General features: G+C 73.7%; 16 protein-coding genes. 7 read left to right on the top strand and 9 right to left on the bottom strand.

Annotated features, from left to right (window positions below):
• Positions 1-165 precede the first annotated feature (165 nt).
• Together ACQUSR_RS12805 and ACQUSR_RS12800 are read right to left on the bottom strand one after the other, a co-directional pair.
• Complete coding sequence (locus ACQUSR_RS12805; RefSeq protein ID WP_431042707.1) at positions 166-2397, bottom strand: acetate--CoA ligase family protein; 2232 nt, start codon at positions 2395-2397, stop codon at positions 166-168.
• 186 nt (positions 2398-2583) lie between these two features.
• Positions 2584-3756: a flavin-containing monooxygenase gene (locus ACQUSR_RS12800; protein WP_431042706.1), complete on the bottom strand. Its 1173-nt coding sequence runs from the start codon at positions 3754-3756 to the stop codon at positions 2584-2586.
• 151 nt (positions 3757-3907) lie between these two features.
• On the opposite strand from ACQUSR_RS12800, the gene ACQUSR_RS12795 reads away from it, so the two are divergent.
• Positions 3908-4363 (top strand): Zn-ribbon domain-containing OB-fold protein, encoded by a 456-nt coding sequence (locus ACQUSR_RS12795; RefSeq protein ID WP_431042705.1) that lies wholly within the window; start codon positions 3908-3910, stop codon positions 4361-4363.
• 16 nt (positions 4364-4379) lie between these two features.
• On the opposite strand, the gene ACQUSR_RS12790 is transcribed toward ACQUSR_RS12795, so the two are convergent.
• Complete coding sequence (locus ACQUSR_RS12790) at positions 4380-5663, bottom strand: thiolase C-terminal domain-containing protein (RefSeq protein WP_431042704.1); 1284 nt, start codon at positions 5661-5663, stop codon at positions 4380-4382.
• Between the two features lie 116 nt (positions 5664-5779).
• On the opposite strand from ACQUSR_RS12790, the gene ACQUSR_RS12785 reads away from it, so the two are divergent.
• The gene (locus tag ACQUSR_RS12785; RefSeq protein WP_431042703.1) at positions 5780-7207 is read left to right on the top strand and encodes an acyl-CoA dehydrogenase family protein; all 1428 of its coding nucleotides are present in this window, start codon (positions 5780-5782) and stop codon (positions 7205-7207) included.
• Positions 7207-7734: a nitroreductase family deazaflavin-dependent oxidoreductase gene (locus tag ACQUSR_RS12780; protein WP_431042702.1), complete on the top strand. Its 528-nt coding sequence runs from the start codon at positions 7207-7209 to the stop codon at positions 7732-7734. Before ACQUSR_RS12785 ends, ACQUSR_RS12780 begins: the two co-directional genes overlap by 1 nt.
• 239 nt (positions 7735-7973) lie before the next feature.
• Here ACQUSR_RS12780 and ACQUSR_RS12775 read toward each other — a convergent pair whose 3' ends face one another.
• The gene (locus ACQUSR_RS12775; protein ID WP_431042701.1) at positions 7974-8621 is read right to left on the bottom strand and encodes a TetR family transcriptional regulator; all 648 of its coding nucleotides are present in this window, start codon (positions 8619-8621) and stop codon (positions 7974-7976) included.
• 433 nt (positions 8622-9054) lie between these two features.
• On the opposite strand from ACQUSR_RS12775, the gene ACQUSR_RS12770 reads away from it, so the two are divergent.
• The 3 genes from ACQUSR_RS12770 to ACQUSR_RS12760 all read left to right on the top strand — a co-directional run bounded on the left by ACQUSR_RS12770 (position 9055) and on the right by ACQUSR_RS12760 (position 13512).
• On the top strand, positions 9055-9876 hold the full coding sequence (locus tag ACQUSR_RS12770) for a VOC family protein (RefSeq protein WP_431042700.1): 822 nt from the start codon (positions 9055-9057) through the stop codon (positions 9874-9876).
• Positions 9877-10078: 202 nt separating this feature from the next.
• Complete coding sequence (locus ACQUSR_RS12765) at positions 10079-12811, top strand: PQQ-binding-like beta-propeller repeat protein (protein ID WP_431042699.1); 2733 nt, start codon at positions 10079-10081, stop codon at positions 12809-12811.
• 131 nt (positions 12812-12942) lie between these two features.
• Positions 12943-13512 carry a hypothetical protein gene (locus ACQUSR_RS12760; RefSeq protein WP_431042698.1) on the top strand — a complete coding sequence of 190 codons (570 nt, stop codon included), beginning with the start codon at positions 12943-12945 and terminating at the stop codon, positions 13510-13512.
• Positions 13513-13515: 3 nt separating this feature from the next.
• Here ACQUSR_RS12760 and ACQUSR_RS12755 read toward each other — a convergent pair whose 3' ends face one another.
• From ACQUSR_RS12755 to ACQUSR_RS12745, 3 genes are read right to left on the bottom strand one after another with little or no spacing between them, the layout of a single operon-like run.
• Positions 13516-14280 carry an enoyl-CoA hydratase/isomerase family protein gene (locus ACQUSR_RS12755; RefSeq protein ID WP_431042697.1) on the bottom strand — a complete coding sequence of 255 codons (765 nt, stop codon included), beginning with the start codon at positions 14278-14280 and terminating at the stop codon, positions 13516-13518.
• Entirely contained in the window at positions 14277-14741 is a 465-nt protein-coding gene (locus tag ACQUSR_RS12750; RefSeq protein WP_431042696.1) for a Zn-ribbon domain-containing OB-fold protein, read from the bottom strand. Before ACQUSR_RS12750 ends, ACQUSR_RS12755 begins: the two co-directional genes overlap by 4 nt.
• A gap of 6 nt (positions 14742-14747) precedes the next feature.
• A complete protein-coding gene (locus ACQUSR_RS12745; RefSeq protein ID WP_431042695.1) occupies positions 14748-15899 on the bottom strand; it encodes a lipid-transfer protein in 1152 nt (383 codons plus the stop codon).
• Positions 15900-16036: 137 nt separating this feature from the next.
• Here ACQUSR_RS12745 and ACQUSR_RS12740 point away from each other — a divergent pair, with 137 nt between their 5' ends.
• Positions 16037-17638: a FadD3 family acyl-CoA ligase gene (locus tag ACQUSR_RS12740; protein WP_431042694.1), complete on the top strand. Its 1602-nt coding sequence runs from the start codon at positions 16037-16039 to the stop codon at positions 17636-17638.
• A gap of 101 nt (positions 17639-17739) precedes the next feature.
• Here the strand turns inward: ACQUSR_RS12740 and ACQUSR_RS12735 are convergent, their stop codons facing one another.
• The gene (locus ACQUSR_RS12735; protein ID WP_431042693.1) at positions 17740-17910 is read right to left on the bottom strand and encodes a hypothetical protein; all 171 of its coding nucleotides are present in this window, start codon (positions 17908-17910) and stop codon (positions 17740-17742) included.
• Positions 17911-18126: 216 nt separating this feature from the next.
• Positions 18127-18402, bottom strand: a complete 276-nt coding sequence (locus tag ACQUSR_RS12730; RefSeq protein WP_431042692.1) for a hypothetical protein — start codon at positions 18400-18402, stop codon at positions 18127-18129.
• Positions 18403-18564 lie beyond the last annotated feature (162 nt).

The raw sequence follows: 18564 nt of genomic DNA, 5'->3' as shown, positions 1-18564 counted from the left end.
ATGAGAGTGCTCCGTTTCGCGGGGCGCTGGTGGCGGAGGTGGCGGACGCGCCGCGCGGCCCGCGCGCGGGCGCCCGTCCCGTATCGGGCGGGGATCCGTCGCGGGCCGGCCGCCGACCGGCTCGGTCCGGCGGCACGACCAGGACGGGCGAGTCCGGCGTACCCTTCAGCGGCACACCGCGAGCGCATCCAGTGCCACCGCGCCCTGCCCGCGCGGCAGCACCATCAGCGGATTGACGTCCAGCTCGGCGAGGTCGTCGCCGAGTTCGAGGGCCATCCGCTGGATCCGCAGGACGACTTCCACCAGGGCGTCCACATCGGCCGGGGGAGCGCCCCTGACACCGCCGAGGAGCGCACGGCCCCGCAGCTCGCCGAGCATCGCCCGCGCCTGGTCCTCGCCGAACGGCGGCACCCGCACGGCCACGTCGTTCAGCACCTCCACGAGCACGCCGCCGAGCCCGACCGTCACCGTGGGGCCGAAGAGGCTGTCGTGGCTGACCCCGACGACCATCTCCACGCCCCGCTCGACCATCTGGCAGACCAGGACGCCGTCCAGTTCCACGCCCTCGTAGCGGGCGATGTCGACGAGCTCGCGGTAGCCGTCGCGGACCTGGCTGGCGGAGGTCAGTCCGATCTTGACCAGGCCCAGTTCGGTCTTGTGGGCCAGTTGCGGGGCCGACGCCTTCATGACGACGGGATAGCCGACGAGACCCGCCGCGCGCACGGCCGCGGCGGCGCTGGTCACCAGTTGTTCGCGGGGGACGCGGATGCCGTACGCCCGCAGCAGTTGCTTGGCGGCGTGCTCGCTGAGCCGTGTCCCCGGGCTCAGCAGCGCACGCGCCTTGCGTGCCGAGGGCGATGGGGTGCGCGGTGCGTCGTCGAAGGGCGAGCGGTATCCGGAGGCGAAGCGGTGGTGGCCGAGGTAGGCGCGGACGGCCGTCACGCAGTTGGCGAAGGTACGGAACGTGGCGACGCGGGAGGAGCCGAGCAGCGTGGTGCGGTAGGCGTCCTCCGTGCCGAGCGGCGAGCCCCACACCACGCACACCAGCTTGTCCGTCTGCTCCGCCGCGTCCACCAGATCCTGCGCCAGCTTGTCGCTCAACGGCGGGAACGGGCCGGTGATGGGGCAGACCAGCACGCCGATGCCCGGGTCAGCCAGCAGCGCGTCGATGATCTTCCGGCCGCGCCGGTCGCCCACCGGGTGCCCGCCGTTGTCCACCGGGTTGGCGACGCTGAGATCGTCTGGTATCCACTGGTGGAGCTCGGCCTGCTTGGCGGCGGAGAGCGTGGGCAGCGGGAGGCCGGCGGCCGCCGCGAGATCGGCGAAGTGGGCGCCGGTGCCCCCGGAGATCGAATAGACGGCGACTCCTTCGGCGCGCGGTGGCCGGGCGCGGGCGAGCAGGGCCGCGGTGTCCTGGAGTTCGTCCAGGCCGTCCACCCGGATCACGCCGAACTGCCGCATGGCCGCGTCCACCACCGCGTCCGAGCCGGTCAGTTTGCCGGTGTGGGAGGCGGCGGTGCGGGCGCCGGTCTCGGTGCGGCCGACCTTGACGGCGATGACGGGCACCTTGGCGCGGGCGGCGCGGTCGGCGGCCAGCAGGAAGCGGCGCCCGTCCTTGAGCCCTTCCACATACATGGCGATCGCCCCGACCTCGGGCCGTGAGGCGAAGTAGGAGAGGAAGTCGGCGGACTCCAGATCGGCCTCGTTGCCGGTGGGGGCCCAATGGCTGAGCCGGATGCCGAGCTCTTGGAGGGTGAAGACGGGGCGGCCCTGGTGACCGGACTGGGTGATGAGGGCGATTGCCGGTCCGTCCAGGTCGTTGCGGAACCGCTCGAAGGCGTTGAGGTTGGTGTTGGGCCCCAGCAGCCGCAGCCCGGAGCGGTGCACCGCGTCCGCCAGCCGGTCCTGCGCGGCGGCGCCCTCCGGGCCGGTCTCGGCGAAACCGGAGGCGAAGGCGACGGCGAACCGCACCTTGGCCTCGGCCAGTTCCTCGATGAGCGGGAGGGGGTCCTTGACGAGCAGCACGGCGAGGTCGATCTGCCCGGGCAGATCGGCGACGGACGGACGACAGGGGAGGCCGAAGACGCTGGTGCGGGTGGGATGTACGGGATGGACGCGGGCCCCGACGCGGTCGGCCCAGTCCAGGAGTTGCCGGGTGACGCCGGTGTTGGGGCGGCCTTCGGCGTCGGAGGCGCCGACGATGGCCACTGCTTCGGGGCGGAACAGCCGGTCCAGGCCGGGTACGGGGGAGTGCAGCGGGCGGCCGCTGACGTCCAGGTCACCGGTCGGCTCGGCCATGTCGTGGACGCGGACGGCGGGGCCGGGATGTTCGCCGCACGCGACGACGCGGGCATGACGGGAGTTGGTGGTGAGGGTGCCGTGAGTCGATCCAAGCATCGTTCTCGCCCACTCCTGCTGGTCGGCCGAATAGGTGACGCTTGGTCAGGTTACTGAACTGACGGCCCGTCAGGAATGGGGTGTGCGGTGTCGGTTGCCCGGCGGCCGGGGGCGGCGCGGCCTGGGAGTGAAGGCCCGAGGGGTACCTCGGGCGCAGGTGCCCCGGCATGCGCGGACGGCGGCGGCTCAGCCTCGCCCGGCGCCTGCCGCCGCCGTGCGGGCGACGGCCCTGGCGATCCTGCGGGCGTCGATCGCGAGCTCGCGCAGCGTGCCGCTCACCGGGTCCGTGTAACCAGTGAAGTGCAGTCCGGGGGCGGAGGCAACGGTGCGTGGGCCGTGTGCGCGCGGTCGGCCGTGGTCGTCCAGTACCGCCAGGTGTCCGACCAGGCCGGCCAGTCCGGGCTCGTAGCCGGTTGCCGCGATGATCGCCTCCGGGGTGATCCGCTCGCCGTCCGCCAGCAGCACCTTGTCCCCGTCGAGCGCCTCGACGGCGGCGACCACCTCCACCCGGCCCGACCTCACCGCGGCGATCAGGCCGGTGTCCAGGACCGGGTACGCGCCCTGCCGTGCCCGCGAGTGCAGGCCGGTCGCCGGCCGGGGCAGCCCCTGGGCGGCCAGGTCGGGCACGGTCGCCCTCGCCAGCGTCCGCGCTGTCCCGTCCGCGAGCCGCCTGGGCAGCCGTCGCCCCAGGGCGCAGGCGGACTGGGCGGACCAGCCGGCCGCCGACCGGCGCAGTATGTGCGGGGTGGTGCGGACCGCGAGCCGTACCCGCGCCGCGCCGCCCTCGGCGAGGTCCACGGCGATCTCCGCTCCCGAGTTGCCCGCGCCGGCCACGAGGACGTCCATGCCGCGGTACGGCCCCGGGGCGCGGTAGTCGCGGGCGTGCGCCAGGGGGCCGGTGTAGGTGTCGCGGCCGGGCCAGTCCGGGAGTCGGGGGGTGTGGTTGCGGCCGGTGGCGACGACCACGGTGGGGGAGACCAACTCCCGCCCGCCGGTGGCCCGCAGCAGCCATCCGGCGCCGCCCGGGGCCCGTTCGACGCGCGAGACGGCCACTCCGGTGACGACCTCCAGGCCGTGGTGGTCGGTGTACCGCTCCAGGTAGCGGACGAGGTCGTCGCGGGCGACCCACCGCCCGTACGACCGGGGGATCGGCAGCCCTGGGAGCGCCGACCGGCGGCGAGTGGTGTGCAGGCGCAGCCGGTCGTGGTGCCCCCGCCAGGACGCGCCGACGGCGCCGGACCGCTCCAGCACCATGGTGCGTATGCCGCGCTCGGCCAGCGCCGCCGCGGTGGCCAGGCCGCCGGGCCCGCCGCCGATCACATAGACGGGGGCGGGATACGGGTGCGATTTGTCGGCCATGGGAGTGAGCGTAGTCGGGTAATTGACGGGTATCGGTCAAAACGATTCCGAATCGGTTGCGGATGGGTCACGGGTCGTCACCCCCTTGTGTCGCCGCGCCGGCATCCGCTGAACTGACGTGCTGTCAGGAACCGTCGTGAGGGAGGTCCCCTTGAGCGCACGCCCACCCGAGTCGAGCGCACGCCCCGCCGAGCGGCCGCGTCGCGACCTGCCCGCGGCCGACGCCTTCACGCGCCGCTACTGGGACGCCGCCGCCGACGGCCATCTGCTCATCCGGCGCTGCGCGGCCTGTGCCCGCGCCCACCACTATCCGCGCCCGTTCTGCCCCCACTGCTGGAGCGACGACGTCCGCTGGGAGCGGGCGTCCGGCACGGCCACCCTCTACACCTGGTCCGTAGTGCACCGGAACGACCTTCCGCCCTTCGGTATCCGCGTGCCCTACACCGCCGCCGCCGTCGATCTCACCGAGGGGCCGCGCATGATGACCGAGGTCGTCGACTGCGCCGACGCGGACCTCCGGATCGGCATGGAGCTGCGGGTGGCGTTCCGGGTGCAGTCCGCCGACCCCCCGGTGACGGTTCCCGTCTTCCGTCCGGCCCCTGGCTGAAGGGGAGAGAGGGCGATCAGTCCCGTCCGAGGATGATCGTCCCGGACGAGCAGAACCAGCCGCCCGTGCCCGACGCGACCGCCAGCCGCGGCAGCGCGCCGTCCGCCTTCCGTACCTGCCGCTCGCCCGCCTCGCCGCGCAGCTGCCGTACCGCTTCCACCAGCAGGAACAGCCCCCGCATCCCCGGATGGCAGGCGGACAGGCCGCCGCCGTCGGTGTTCACCGGCAGGGTGCCGGTCAGGGTCAGGCGGTCCCCTGCCGTGAACGCGCCGCCCTCGCCCTTGGCGCAGAAGCCGAGGTCCTCCAGGGTCACCAGGGTCATGTAGGTGAAGGCGTCGTACAGCTCGGCCACGTCGATGTCCTCCGGCCGGACGCCCGCCCGCCCGAAGGCTGTCCGGCCCGACCGGGCCGCGGGGGAGACCGTGAAGTCCGCCCACTGGGACATCGCCGTATGGGAGACGGCGGTGCCCGAACCCAGCACCCACACCGGTGCCTTCGCCGTGTCCGGTACGCACTCCTCCGCCGCAAGCAGCACCGCGCACCCGCCGTCGGACCGGATGCAGCACTGGAGCTTGGTGAACGGATCGGCGATCAGAGGCCCACCGAGCACCTCATCCACAGTTATCGGAGTGCGGAACATCGCTTCCGGATTGCGGGCGGCGTTGGCGCGCGCTTGCACCGCGACACCGGCGAGCTGCTCCAGAGTGGTGCCGTACTCGTGCATGTGGCGGCGGGCGGCCATGGCGTACTTCGCGATCAGCGTGTGTCCGTACGGGACTTCGAACTGGAGTGGTCCGTCCGCGCCGAAGGAGAGGTCGGCGGTGCGGCGGCCCGCCTTGAGGTCGGCGCGGGCGGTGGAGCCGTAGACCAGGAGGACGGCACGGGCGTGGCCGGCGGCGATGGCGTCGGCCGCGTGTGCGGCCATCACCTCCCAGGTGGCGCCGCCGAGGGAGGTGGAGTCGGCCCAGGTGGGCCGCAGTCCCAGGTAGTCGGCGACGTCGGCGGGCGCCAGGGTGCCGAGTCCGGCCGACGCGAACCCGTCGACGACCGACCGCTCCAGGCCGGAGTCGGCGAGGGCGCGGCGGGCGGCCTGGGCGTGCAGGGCGTAGGCGGTGGTGCCTTCGACGCGCCCGCAGTCCGCGAGGGCGACGCCGACGACGGCCACGCGCCGCTGCCCGCCGCCGCTCCCGCCCCCGGCGTCGCCGCGCCGGTTCTCGACGCGCCTCCGGCCGCCTCCGGCCGGGCTCCCCGGCATGCCGTCCTCTGTGGTGTCCGCGTGTATGGCGTCGGCGTCAGGCATGAATCTGACGGTACATCAGTTCCGTTGTGGGTGAGGGCTGGGAAAGCGCGGTCCACCTCTCTAATATGACGGTCCGTCAGGTACCGGAGGTCGGTCGGGATCGGGAGGAGCTGCCGATGGACGCCGCGTTCACCGAGGAGCAGGACGAGATCCGCCGCACCCTGCGCGAGCTGCTCGCCAAGCGCTGCGGCCCCGACGACGTCAAGGCGGCGGTCCGTACCCCCGCCGGATATGACACCGCGCTCTGGCGGTTGCTCGCGCGCCGGCTCGGCCTGCCCGGGCTGGCCGTCTCCCAGGAGTACGGCGGGGCGGGCTGCGGCCCCACTGAGCTGGCGCTGGCCTGTGAGGAGACCGGGCGGGCGCTGCTGCCGTCCCCGCTCCTGGCCACCGCCGTCCTCGCCGCGCCGCTCGTCGCCGCCCTCGGCAGCCCGGCGCAGCGCGCCGCGCTGCTCCCGGGAATGGCGGACGGCACGCTGACGGCCACGCTGGTGGTGTCCGGCGCCACGCTGCCGGAGGCGCTCGGCCTCGCGGGACCGCGCCCCGAGGACTGGGCGGGCGGCGGACGCGCGGGAGGCGTCCAGGCCCGCAGGACGGCGGACGGCTGGCGGCTGTATGGGCAGGCGGACCAGGTCCTCGACGGGCACAGCGCCCAGCTGCTGCTCGTCGCCGCGCGTACGGGCGGCTACACCCGTGGCCGGACATCCCTGTTCGCGGTACGGGCGGGAGCCCCCGGACTGGTCCGCGTGCGGCGGACCGCGCTGGACGAGACCCGGGCGCAGGCGCGCGTCGAACTGCGGAACGTCCCCGCGGAGCCACTGGGCGACAGCGCCGCGTGCGCCTCGGCGACCGGCGCCGCCGCCCTGGCGCCCGCTCCCGGGACGCCCTCGGCCGGCCCGACGCCCTCGACGGGCCAGGCAGGCGCGACAGACCCGGCTGACGCGACGGGCCCGACGGACGCGGCAGGCCCGGCGGGCGCCACGGGCCCGGCGGCCGCGAGGGGCACGAGGCACGCGAAGGGCCCGGAGGCGGCGTACGGCACGGCCACGGCGGACACGGGGGTGGCCGCGGCCCTGGCCCGACTGGGCGGGACCGCCGGCGCGGCGCTCGCGGCGGAGGCCGTGGGCGCGGCGGACCGGGCGCTGGCCCGCACCGTCGAGTACGTACGGGTCCGTCGGCAGTTCGGCCGCGCCATCGGGTGCTTTCAGGCCGTCCAACACCGTCTGGCCGATCTGTACGTCCAGGTGGAAGCAGCCCGCTCCGCGGCGTATTACGCGGCGTGGTCGGGCACCGCACCGGCGGGCGGCCTCGCGCTCGCCCAAGGGCTGGAAGCACTGCGCGCGGTGGCGGCCGAGACCGTGCAGTTGCACGGCGGCATCGGCTTCACCTGGGAGCACGACGCGCACCTGTTCTTCAAACGCGCGGCGTCCGACGAGCTGCTGTTCGGGCCCGTACACCGGCTGCGGGGCTGGGCGGCGGAGCGTGCGGGACTGTTCGCGGGGGGCCACGGAGGCGACGAGGACCGGACCGCGGTGGTGGTGGTCTGATGGCGCGCACAGGGCATACGCCGCGTCCCGGGGCCACGGGACGCAAGCGCCTGCTGGGGTTGGTGCAGCGGATCTCGGCGAGCCGGGCGTTCGCGAAGGTGGCGCCGTACGTCGTCCCGGCGGTGGACCGGACCGTGCACCGGCTGACGCGGGGCCGGGTGCTGCCCGCCGCCGCCCTGCTGCCGGGAGTGGTGCTGACCGCGACGGGAGCGAAGAGCGGGTTGCCCCGGCGGACGCCACTGGCCTGCATGCCGGAGGAGGACGGTACCTGGGTGCTGGTCGGCAGCAACTTCGGACGCCCGGGCGAACCCGCGTGGACCGGCAATCTGCTCCGGCACCCGGACGCGGAGATCAGCTGGCGGGGCCGCGACATCCCGGTGCGGGCGCGGCTGCTGGAGGGCGCGGAACGGGAGGCGGTCTGGGCCGAGGTGCTGCGCTTCTGGCCGCCGTACGGGATGTACCAGGCGAGGGTGGAGCGCCGGATCCGGATCTTCCGGCTCACCCCGCGTGACGGCCACCCCGCGTAGGCGACGGGTTCCGGTCTGTACGCGGTGGGGCGAGCCGGGCAGTACTGCGGTGCACGCGGTGGGTGACAGGGCTGTCCGCGCTGGGCGATCCGCAGCCGTGATGACAGGACTTGGAGCTGCGGGAGATCGCCGATCGAGGTGTCGGGGTCGTCCGTGCCGGACCGTGCCGCGAGCTGCGCCGGGCCGACCCCTACCCGCCCCCCGGCATACGAAGTCAGCGCGTCAGGCGGTCACTTCGGCTACTTCGTCGGCTTCCTGCCGGTGATCCCCAGGTGCACCAGGAGTGCCAGGCTCGGCTTGAGCTCCGCCTGCTTCACGCCCCAGCTCTGGAAGCCCTTCTGGTGCGAGGCGACCGCGGCCAGCATCGCCACCAGCGAGCCCGCGACCGCGGCCGGGCTGACGTCCTTGTCGACGCGCCCCTTGGCCTGGAGCTCCTTGACGGCGTCCGTCAGGGAGTTCGTCACGGCGTTGAGGATCTTCATGCGGATCTTGTAGAACCGCTTGTCGCCCTCGGCCGCGCCGAGGTCGACCACCCGCAGGATCGCGTCGTGCTTGCGCCAGAAGGCGAGGAAGCCGTCCACCAGCTCCTCCGCCGTCTGCGAGCCGGACTTGCCGGCCCACGAGCGCCCGGCGACCAGATCGGTGAGCGCCGCGCCCTCCTTCGCCATCTCCTCCGCGAGCTCGAGGACCGCGCCCTCGACATCGGGGAAGTACTGGTAGAAGGTCGCGGGCGACGTACCGGCCTTGCGCGCGACATCGATGACCTTCACGTCGCGGTACGGGGACGAGCTGAGCATCTCGCTGAGGCAGTCGAGCAGCTTCTGCCGCGTCGCCTGCCCGCGACGCCCGGCGACCCGTCCGTCGACGGTTCGAACTTGTCCTGTCATGTCGTCAGCTTACCGAGGGGTGATCAGAGCGCTATTCGACTGCGTGCAAATGGGGTTCGGGGCCCGGGCCCCGGCTCGCACCGCTGTGAACAGGCAGTTCCGGGTGGTGTACGGAGCGGGGTCGGGCGCGGTGTTTCGGCGGTGGCCGGGCGGCCCCACGCGCGTCGCGTGCCGAGGAAATCCGATTATCCACAGCCTGTGGACAGCGTCGGTGGACAAGGTCCTTACGGCACGGCTCCACGGCCACCCCGACCGGGCCGCAGAAATCCCCACCGAAAGGCCGCGGAATGGCTGCAGAAAGGCCGAGGAGGCGCCGCGGAAAGGCCGCAGAGGGCCGCGGCGGGGCCGGGCAGGGCCTGCGGAAGGGCGGAAACCGCCATCCCCCATTAGCGTGGCGACCAGGAGCATCCTCGCGTACGGGAGGGCCGGACCCATGGCGGCATTCCAGGAAGGCGTGCCCTGCTGGACCGATGCGACGCTTCCCGACGTCGAGGCGGGCAAGCGGTTCTACGGGGAGTTGTTCGGCTGGACCTTCGAGCCGGGCGAGGTGTCGCACGGCTTCTACGTGCAGGCGTTCCACGAGGGCAAGAACGTCGCCGCGCTCGCCCCCAAGCCCGACGGCCGGATGCCCACGGTGTGGAACATCTACCTCGCCGCCGACGACGCCGCCGCGACCGCCGCCCGGATCCGCGACGCGGGCGGCCAGGTGATCATCGCCCCTGTGCCGGTGGGGGACTTCGGCACGATCGCGACGGCCGCCGACCCCGGCGGAGCGGTGTTCGGCCTCTGGCAGGCAGGCAGCCACGGCGGCTTCGAGAAGCAGGGGGAGCCCGGCTCGTACATCTGGACCGAGGTCTACACCCGCGACAAGGGGGCCGTGGACGCCTTCTATACGGAGGTCTTCGGCTACGGCACCCAGTCCGTGGCGCCGTCGCGGTCGCAGCCGGAGTCCCCGCCGGAGGGCGCGGGCGGTGGATTCGACTTCCTCATCTGGTCCCCGGCCGGGCAGCCTGTGGGCACGGACACCGCGATCGGCGGCCGCGCCGTCCTCGGCGGCGACGTTCCGGCCGAACTTCCCGCCCACTTCCTGGTGTACTTCGCCGTCGCGGACTGTGACGGCGCGGTGCAGGCGGTGCGGCGGCTGGGAGGCCGTCTCGTCGCCGGGCCGCAGGACACGCCGTACGGCCGATTCGCGATCGTGGTCGACAATCAGGGCGCTGATTTCGCCGTTGTCGAGACTCCCAAAGCCGCATAGCATCACGGATCCCTACGAACCGAACGCGTCCGGGTCCGGTACGTATCCACTGCGTATCCGCCGATGACATGACGAATCGGCCCCGGGTTCGCAACCGTCGCCTTCGCCAGAGAGAATGCAGGTTGCGTGCCGCCGGTTGGTTTGTCGGTGAGACGCGGCATGGGGCTGTTAATTTCGAGCCCTACGGGGAGGTGGCAGGCAAGTGGTGGAGCAGCTGACGCAGCACGACCCGAGGCGGATCGGCCCTTTCGAGGTGCTGGGCCGGCTCGGTGCGGGCGGCATGGGTCTGGTCTATCTCGCGCGTTCGGCGTCCGGCCGGCGGGTCGCGATCAAGACCGTGCGGACCGAGCTCGCCGAGGACCAGCTGTTCCGGGTCCGGTTCACGCGTGAGGTCGAGGCGGCCCGCGCGGTCAGCGGTTTCTACACCGCGGCCGTGGTCGACGCCGATCCCCGGGCTCCCGTCCCCTGGCTCGCCACGGCCTACGTGCCCGCGCCCTCGCTCGAAGAGATAGTGAACGAGTGCGGGCCCCTGCCCGCCCAGGCGGTGCGCTGGCTGGCGGCCGGGGTCGCCGAGGCGCTCCAGTCCATCCACGGCGCGGGCCTGGTCCACCGCGACCTCAAGCCCTCGAACGTCCTCGTCGTCGAGGACGGGCCGCGGGTGATCGACTTCGGTATCGCCTCCGGTGTCTCCAACACCCGGCTGACGATGACCAACGTCGCCGTGGGCACCCCTGCGTACATGTCACCCGAGCAGGCCCGTGACTCACGCAGTGTGACCGGCGCGAGCGATATCTTCTCGCTCGGCTCCACCCTGACCTTCGCCGCCACGGGGCACGCCCCGTACCACGGCGCGAACCCCGTCGAGACGGTGTTCATGCTGCTGCGCGAAGGCCCCGACCTGTCCGGCCTCCCGGACGAGCTGCGGCCGCTGATCGAGTCCTGTATGCAGATGGAGGCCGACCGGCGGCCCAGCCCCGCCGACCTCCAGTCGCAGCTCGCACCGCACCTCTTCTCCGGGAGCGACGACAGCGGCACCGCCTCCGCGTGGCTGCCTCCGGGCGCCGTCGCGCTCATCGAGAGCCGCAGGGGCGGGCGGTCCGCCGCCCCGCGCCCCGCGCCGCGCTCCGGCGCCGCGGGTCCGCGCGCCGGAGGCTCCGGCAGCGACCGGCCCGCGCCGCCGCAGCGCCCGCCCAGTCACCCGCAGGGCCCCGACGGCGGGCGGGGTGGACGGCACGGCGCCGGGGCGCCCGCGGGCGGCTCGGGCTGGGAGCCGGCCGCCGCTGACCCGCGCGGCGGCCTGCGCCAGCCGGCGGCCGCGAGCCCGGCGAGCCAGGTCAGCTCCGCCAGCCCGCCCGGCCGGCACGCGGCGCAGCCCGCGGCGCACGGCCCCGCGTCCCACGGCCCGGGGGCGCCCGGACCCGGTTCCCACGGTCCGCACTCCCACGGCCCGGGCTCCCAGGGGCCGCACGCGCAAGCCCCGCACGCGCACGCCCCGGGCCCCCACGGCCCCGGGCCGCACGGTTCCGGTTCCCACGGTCCGGGGCCCGCCGCGGCCCCGGTACCGGCGGCCGCGGCGGCCGACTCCGCCGTCCGGCTGGCAGGCTCGCAGGTGTCGATCGGCCCCGGTCCGCGCGTCGCCGACACCCACGAGCCGCAGTCCCGGCACGAGCCCCCCGCGCCCGGTACCCACTGGGTGCGCCCGCCCGACGGAGGCGGCCCCGCGGCCTCGGGTGTGCCGCCGCAGCCCGCGCCCCCCGGCCCCATGCCGGACGCCGCTCCGGCGGAGCCGCCGGGACCGGCACGCTGGCGCCCCTGGCGGTTCCGGATGTCCAACGACGTCTGGGGCACCCCGGCCGTCGCCGGCGATCTGCTGTACGTGACGTCCTTCGAGGTGCACGCGCTGGACGTGGCCACCGGCCGCCGCCAGTTCAAGACCCGCGACGTGGCGTGGGCCATGGCCGTCGCGGACGGCCGGATCCACGCCTCGGACGGCCCCACGCTGTACGCGCTGGACGCGGCGGACGGCGCCGAGCGCTGGCGGCTGTCGATGGACGGCTGGGTGTACTCCCTGAGGGTCGACCGCGGCACGGTCGTCACCGGCACCCGCGGCGGCGGCGTCCAGGCCTGGGAGGCGGCCAGCGGCGAGCTGCTGTGGGAGATGCAGGGCGCGCAGACCGACTTCGAGACGCCCGAGTCGGGTCCGGCCATCCACGACGGCACGGTGTTCGTGTGGTCGGACGCGCGGCTCCGGGCGCTGGAGGCGCGTACGGGCGCCGAGCGCTGGTCCTATCCCGTGGGCGACGCGGCGTCCTGCGGCGGCGTCCCGATCCGGCTGCTCGCGGCTCCCGACGGCGTGGTCTACGTCGCCGCGGGAACGCGCGTGCTGGCGATCGACATCGCGCGCGGTGACGTGCGCTGGAGATTCGAGGCGCCCGCGGTGTTCCTGTGCGCCCCGGCGTACGCGCCGGGCCCGGCGGTCACCGGCGGCGGCGTCTACATCGCCGACTACCTGGGCACGGTCTACGCGCTGGACGCGGCCAACGGGCGCGACCGGTGGCGGATCGCGACCGAGTCCCGGCAGTCGATCGAGCCGGTGCTGGTCGCCGACGGATCCGTGCACCTGGGCAGCGGCAGCGCGCTGTACACGCTGGACGCGGTCACCGGCACGCCCAGGTGGCGCTTCGCGGCGGGCGGCGAGGTCATCGGAACGCCGGTCGTCGCGGACGGCCGACTGCACTTCGGCTCGGCCGACCACTGCCTGTACACCGTGGACGCGGCGGGCGGGCAGCTGCGCTGGAAGCTGGCGACCGGCGGCGAGATCACCGGCTCCCCGGTGGCCTCCGGGGGCGTGGTCTACGCATGCAGCAAGGACCGCTGCGTGTACGCGCTGGACGCGGCGAAGGGCACCGGTCAGTCCCGCCCGGCGCGTCCGTAACACGGATCAGACATCCGTCCCAGTACCGCGGACGTGACTTGGGGGTAGGGAACCCCGTTGGCTAGGGTGGCGTGCACTCGTCAACTGGATCGCGGTTGGCCTGATCATGCCTGTACAACGGGGGGAATTCCATGCGAAGCCGTGCTCTGCGCCTGTCCGCCGCCACCCTGGTCGGCGTGCTCGCCGTGACCGGTCTGGCGACTGGCTGCAAGAAGAGCCGAGGCGGTGACAGCCACGGCTTCGGCGGCGGGGACCACGGGGGAGTCAGCGAGGGCGTCACCGGCGGCGACATCCCCACCGGCATGCCCACCGGCATTCCCACCGATCTGCCCAGCGGCGTGCCCACGGGCATGCCGAGCGACGTCCCGCCCTACACGCCGTCGCCCAGCTACTCCCCGCCCGCGACCTACAACCCGGACGCCATGTCCGAAGTGGACGCCAGCAACTGCGACTACGACGAGTCGAGCGGTCAGCTCAAGTACGACGTCACCATCACCAACACGGACACCACGCGGAGCTTCACGTACAGCATCTCGGTCAGCTGGACCCAGGGCAGCGGTCTCGTCGGCTACTACAGCAAGACCATCACCGTCCTGCCGGGGTCGACCAGGACGTTCACGGCGGCGGACACCTCCACGTCCTACGACAAGTACAAGTCGTCCAGCTGCGAGGTCAGCACCGCGACCAAGTCCCCGGCCTGATCCTCACCGCACCCTGAACTCCCGGCGGCGGGCGGCGAACAGCTCCGCCTGCCGCTCCGGCGGCAGGTTCCCCAGCGCGATCAACTGCGGGGCGTGCGCCAGCGCCTGCGCCCGCGCCGCCTCCCGAGCCGCCCACGCCGCGCGAACGGTCCCCTGGACCGCCTCGGTCGGGTATCCGGCGATGACGGAGGCGGCGCGCACCGCGGCCGGGAGCGCCTCGCCCGCCGCCGTGACCTCGCTGACCAGGCCCGTCTCGTACGCCCGGCGGGCGGAGATCCGCTCGGCCGTGCCCATCAGGGCCATGCGCGCCACCTCGCCGATCGGCATGCGCTGAGCCATGGCGACGGCCTCGTACGCGCTGACCATCCCGTAGCTGGTGTGCGGGTCGAAGAAGGTGGCGTCCTCGCCCGCCACGATGAACTCCGACTCACCCAGCAGATAGAACGCTCCGCCGCAGGCCATCCCGTCGACGGCGGCGACCACCGGCTTCCACAGGTCGTTCGCCTTCGGGCCGATGGCCAGCAGCGGGTCGTCGATCGCGTACGGGGACGGCGGCTGGGGCACGGACGCGGACCGGTCCAGGCCGGTGCAGAACGCCCGCTCACCCGCGCCGGCCAGCACCACCGCGCGCACCGCCTCGTCCCGGCGCAGCCGCCGCCACACCGCCGCCAGCTCCTCGGCCGTCTCCAGATCGATCGCGTTGAGCCGCGCGGGCCGGTCGAGGGTGACGACCGCGACGCCGTCGGCCGCCTCGCAGGTCACGGTCACGGCCGCTCCAGCAGCCAGCGCGGCACGGTCACTCCGCGCGGCGGCGTGTGGAACACGACCTTCACCGGGGCGCCGATCCGGATCCGCGCCGGGTCGACCGAGTCCAGCGGCGCGTCGGGCGCGGCCACCAGGTTGCCGACGAGCCGGATGCCCGCGGCGTCGGCGAGCTCGACGAGGACCACGGGGTACGGCGCCTGTGCGGCGTACGCGGGCAGCAGCGGTGGATGGGGCACCACATACGACCAGATCCGGCCGCGTCCGCTCGTCCGGCGCCAGGCGCTCGCGAACGACTGGCAGCGCGGGCAGCAGGGCCGGGGCGGGAAGCGCGGCACCCCGCAGCCGGCGCACGCCTGGACGCGCAGCTCGCCGCGGGCCGCGTACTCCCAGAACGGCGCCCCGTCCTCGTCGGGGACCGGCGACAGCAGGGCGTTGTCAGTGGGGTCGGTCACGATGGTGGTCATGAGCGCTCAACTCCTCAGCAGCAGGGCCGAGGTGGGGACCCCCTCGCCCGCGGTGACCAGGCACGTGGCGGCGTCCGGGACCTGCGCGGTGCTGGTGCCGCGCAGCTGCCGGACGCCTTCGGTGATGAGGTTGAAGCCGTGGACGTACGCCTCGCTGAGCCCGCCGCCGCCGGTGTTGAGCGGCAGCCGCCCGCCGATCTCCAGGGCGCCGCCCTCGGTGAAGGCCGCGCCCTCGCCGCGCCCGCAGAAGCCGTAGCCCTCCAGGGAGAGCGGGATGAGCGGGGTGAACGCGTCGTAGATCTGGGCCACGTCCACGTCCTGCGGCCCGAGGTCGGCGGATTTCCACAGCTGCCGGGCGGCGGTCCACGCGGGGCCGGTGAGCGGGTCGTCGGACCAGTAGTTGACCATCCCGTGCACCTGCGCGGGCAGGCCCTGGGCGGCGGCGTGCACGTACACCGGCTGGTGGCGGCAGTCGCGTGCCCGCTGGGCCGAGACCACGACGCAGGCGAGCGCCCCGTCAGTCTCCAGGCAGTTGTCGAACAGGCACAGCGGCTCGCTGATCCAGCGCGCCGTCATGTACATCTCGCGGGTCAGCGGCCGCTCGTACATGACTGCGGCGGGGTTCTGGTTGGCCCGGTTGCGGCAGGCCAGCGCGACATTGAACAGGTGGTCGCGGGTAGCGCCGTACTGGTGCATATAGCGGCGGGCCAGCAGGCCGATCTCGTCGACCGGGCGCAGCAGCCCGAAGGGGCGGGTCCACTGGGCGGGGGTGGGCAGCTGTGCGCGGGTGTCGGTCCAGGGCCGGGGGCCGCTGCCGCGCTTGCGGGACCGCCAGGCGACGCCGACCCCGGCCTGTCCGGTGGCGATGGCGGCGGCGAGGTGGGCGACGGTCGCGCAGGAGCCCCCGCCGCCGTAGCCGACCTTGCTGAAGAAGGTGACGTCGCCCGCGCCGATCGCCTTGGCGAGCTCGACCTCGTCGGTCTCCTCCATGGTGTACGAGGCGAGGGCGTCCACCTCGGACGGGGGGATCCCGGCGTCGTCCAGCGCGGCCAGGACCGCGCGGCAGGCCAGGGTCTTCTCGGACTCGGCCAGGTGCCGGGCGAATTCGGTCCGGCCGATGCCGACTATGGCTGTCGCGTCCTTGAGGGCTGCCCCCATCGCCCACCTCCGTGGTCGGGCCGCAGGTGCTGACAGCCGGGAAGGCTACCGCTAATCTGACGGTCAGTCAGCTAGTGTGTCGCGGCGGACCCGGGGAAGCTCCCGATGGGGACGCCGCGGGCCGAGGGGAGCCACCGGTGGGGGAACACGCGGCACCGAGGACCGTTCCGCGCCTCGTCCGCTGGGCCGCGCGGCGGTACGGCACCGCCGAGGCCGTCGCCGAAGGCCGCGGCCGACTGACCTACGCGGCACTCGGCGAGCGCGTGGACCAGGCCGCCGCGGGCTGCGTCGCCGCCGGGGTGCGGCCCGGCGACCGGGTCGCCGTCTGGGCGCCCAACACCACCGACTGGATCGTCTGCGCGCTCGGCGCCGTGTCGGCCGGAGCCGTGCTCGTCCCGGTCAACACCCGCTTCAAGGGCGCCGAGGCGGCCGAGGTGCTGCGCCGTACGCGAGCCACCGCTCTCTTCGTCACCGGCACCTTCCTCGGTGCCTCCTACGTGGCGTCGCTGCGCCGGGCGGCGGGGGAGGGGCCCGGCCGCGGCCCGCTGCCCGGGCTGCCCCATCTGCGCGAGGTCGTCGTCCTGTCCGGTGACGCGCCGGAAGGCTTCCGCACCTGGAAGGAGTTCCTCACGGCGGGCGCGCGCGTGCCGTCCTCCGCCGTGCGGGCCGCCGCCGACGCCGTACGGCCCGAAGACCCCTCCGACATCACCTTCACGTCCGGCACCACCGGCCACCCCAAGGGCGTGGTCATCACCCACGGGCAGACCCTGCGCGTGTACGCACAGTGGAGCGAACTGGCGGGCCTGGAGCGCGGCGACCGCTATCTGATCGTCAACCCCTTCTTCCACACCTTCGGCTACAAGGGGGGCGTGATCGCCTGCCTGCTGCGCGGCGCGACGATGGTGCCGCAGCCCGTCTTCACGGCGGAGACGGCGCTGGCCAACATCGCGGCCGAACGCGTCAGCGTGCTGCCGGGGCCGCCCACCCTCCACCAGTCCATCCTGGACCATCCGGCCCGCGGCGCCCACGATCTGTCGACGCTGCGGCTGGTGGTCACCGGCGCGGCCGTGGTCCCACTGGAACTGGTCAGGCGCCTTCGCTGCGAACTGGGTGTGGCCACCGTGCTGACCGCGTACGGATTGACGGAGGCGTCCGGCACCGTCACCATGTGCCGCCGCGGCGACCCGCCCGACGTCATCGCGCGCACCTCCGGGCGGCCCCTTCCGGGTACGGAGGTGAAGGTGACCGCACCGGACGGCCGGGAGGTCCCGGCAGGCACCCCGGGGGAGGTCCTGGTCCGGGGCTACCACGTCATGTCCGGCTACTTCGAGGACCCGGACGCCACCGCGCGGGCCGTCACGCGGGACGGCTGGCTGCGCACCGGCGACATCGGCGTCCTGGACGAGCACGGCAATCTGCGGATCACCGACCGCGTCAAGGACATGTTCGTCGTGGGTGGGTTCAACGCCTACCCGGCCGAGATCGAACGGATGCTGGCCCGCCACCCGGACATCACCGACGTCGCGGTGGTGGGGGTTCCCGACCCCCGGCTGGGCGAGGTGGCCAAGGCGTACGCCGTGCGCCGGCGCGGCGCGCCGCTGACCGCCGACGACCTGATCGCCTGGGCCCGGCGCGAGATGGCCAACTACAAGGTGCCCCGGCAGGTGGAGTTCGTCGCCGAGCTGCCGCGCAACGCGAGCGGAAAGGTGCTCAAGGCACGGCTGCGCACGCTCGGCTGACGGCACCGTCGAAGCCGAGCGGGGCCCATGCCGCTCTGCGTCTGCGAACGCGCACGGGGCCGGGGGATTCCCCCGGCTCCGGCTGCGCTGTGCTCCCGAACCTAGGCGGCGTGAGCGTCCTGCGGGGTGGCTGCGGCGCCGTCCGCGTGGTGGTCGTTCACTACGTACGTTCCCGTCTCTGCGTGGCTGTCGGCCAGTGCGGGCGCTGCCGAACCGGCGGCGAGCGCTGCCGCGAAGGCTATGGCGACCAGGGCTTTTTTGGGGCGAGTCATTCCAACTCCTAGGTGGGGAGCAAACATATGGTTTGCGAATCGAAACCAAGGCCAATGGTATGGGAGTTAGTGCGTGAGCGCTCCTGATTGGAGCAATTCGTGCGGTGTGCGTACCAGAGCAGTTCGATCCCCCGAGGGGACCGGCTGCGGTGACTCCCCCTCCAAGTCACCGTCGCCGGTCCCCGGCTCCCCCGGTGCGATGCGGTTCCGCGGCGGCTACGCCTGGCCGCTGTCCGCGTGGCTGTCCTGCGTGACGGCCGTGCCGTCGGCGTGGCTGTCCGCCGGCTTGGTGGTCACCCCGTCCGCGTGGCTGTCCTTCGGCTTCACGACGGGCTTGTCGGCGAGCGGCTTGACGCCGATCCCGTCGGCGTGGCTGTCGAGCGGCTTGATGGTCGCCCCGTCGGCGTGGCTGTCCAGCGTGGCGAGGTTGGCGCCGTCGGCGTGGCTGTCCAGCGGCCGGTAGGCGTCGGACGAAGGCTTCTTGTCCGTCATGGGGCTCAACTCCTGTGACTGTGGTTGTCAGGGCGCAGAACCCGCCCGGCGACTCCCCCGTGGGTCGCCGGACGGGCTTATTTTCAGGGCCGCTCACCCTAACGGTGGGGCCTGACAACCGACCCGTCTGCCCCCCGCGGGGACGGATCGACTGCCTTAAGG

The organism is Streptomyces sp. P1-3 (assembly GCF_050613155.1).
Lineage (GTDB): Bacteria > Actinomycetota > Actinomycetes > Streptomycetales > Streptomycetaceae > Streptomyces.
Note: the sequence above shows the minus strand (reverse complement) of the source record. Positions and strands in the feature narration are given on the sequence as shown.

Excerpts from the sequence above, each read along its gene's own strand:
- ACQUSR_RS12805 (WP_431042707.1), bottom strand. The coding sequence starts at position 2,397 with ATGCTTGGATCGACTCACGGCACCCTCACCACCAACTCCCGTCATGCC.
- ACQUSR_RS12800 (WP_431042706.1), bottom strand. The coding sequence starts at position 3,756 with ATGGCCGACAAATCGCACCCGTATCCCGCCCCCGTCTATGTGATCGGC.
- ACQUSR_RS12790 (WP_431042704.1), bottom strand. The coding sequence starts at position 5,663 with ATGCCTGACGCCGACGCCATACACGCGGACACCACAGAGGACGGCATG.
- ACQUSR_RS12785 (WP_431042703.1), top strand. The coding sequence starts at position 5,780 with ATGGACGCCGCGTTCACCGAGGAGCAGGACGAGATCCGCCGCACCCTG.
- ACQUSR_RS12780 (WP_431042702.1), top strand. The coding sequence starts at position 7,207 with ATGGCGCGCACAGGGCATACGCCGCGTCCCGGGGCCACGGGACGCAAG.
- ACQUSR_RS12775 (WP_431042701.1), bottom strand. The coding sequence starts at position 8,621 with ATGACAGGACAAGTTCGAACCGTCGACGGACGGGTCGCCGGGCGTCGC.
- ACQUSR_RS12770 (WP_431042700.1), top strand. The coding sequence starts at position 9,055 with ATGGCGGCATTCCAGGAAGGCGTGCCCTGCTGGACCGATGCGACGCTT.
- ACQUSR_RS12760 (WP_431042698.1), top strand. The coding sequence starts at position 12,943 with ATGCGAAGCCGTGCTCTGCGCCTGTCCGCCGCCACCCTGGTCGGCGTG.
- ACQUSR_RS12750 (WP_431042696.1), bottom strand. The coding sequence starts at position 14,741 with ATGACCACCATCGTGACCGACCCCACTGACAACGCCCTGCTGTCGCCG.
- ACQUSR_RS12745 (WP_431042695.1), bottom strand. The coding sequence starts at position 15,899 with ATGGGGGCAGCCCTCAAGGACGCGACAGCCATAGTCGGCATCGGCCGG.
- ACQUSR_RS12735 (WP_431042693.1), bottom strand. The coding sequence starts at position 17,910 with ATGACTCGCCCCAAAAAAGCCCTGGTCGCCATAGCCTTCGCGGCAGCG.
- ACQUSR_RS12730 (WP_431042692.1), bottom strand. The coding sequence starts at position 18,402 with ATGACGGACAAGAAGCCTTCGTCCGACGCCTACCGGCCGCTGGACAGC.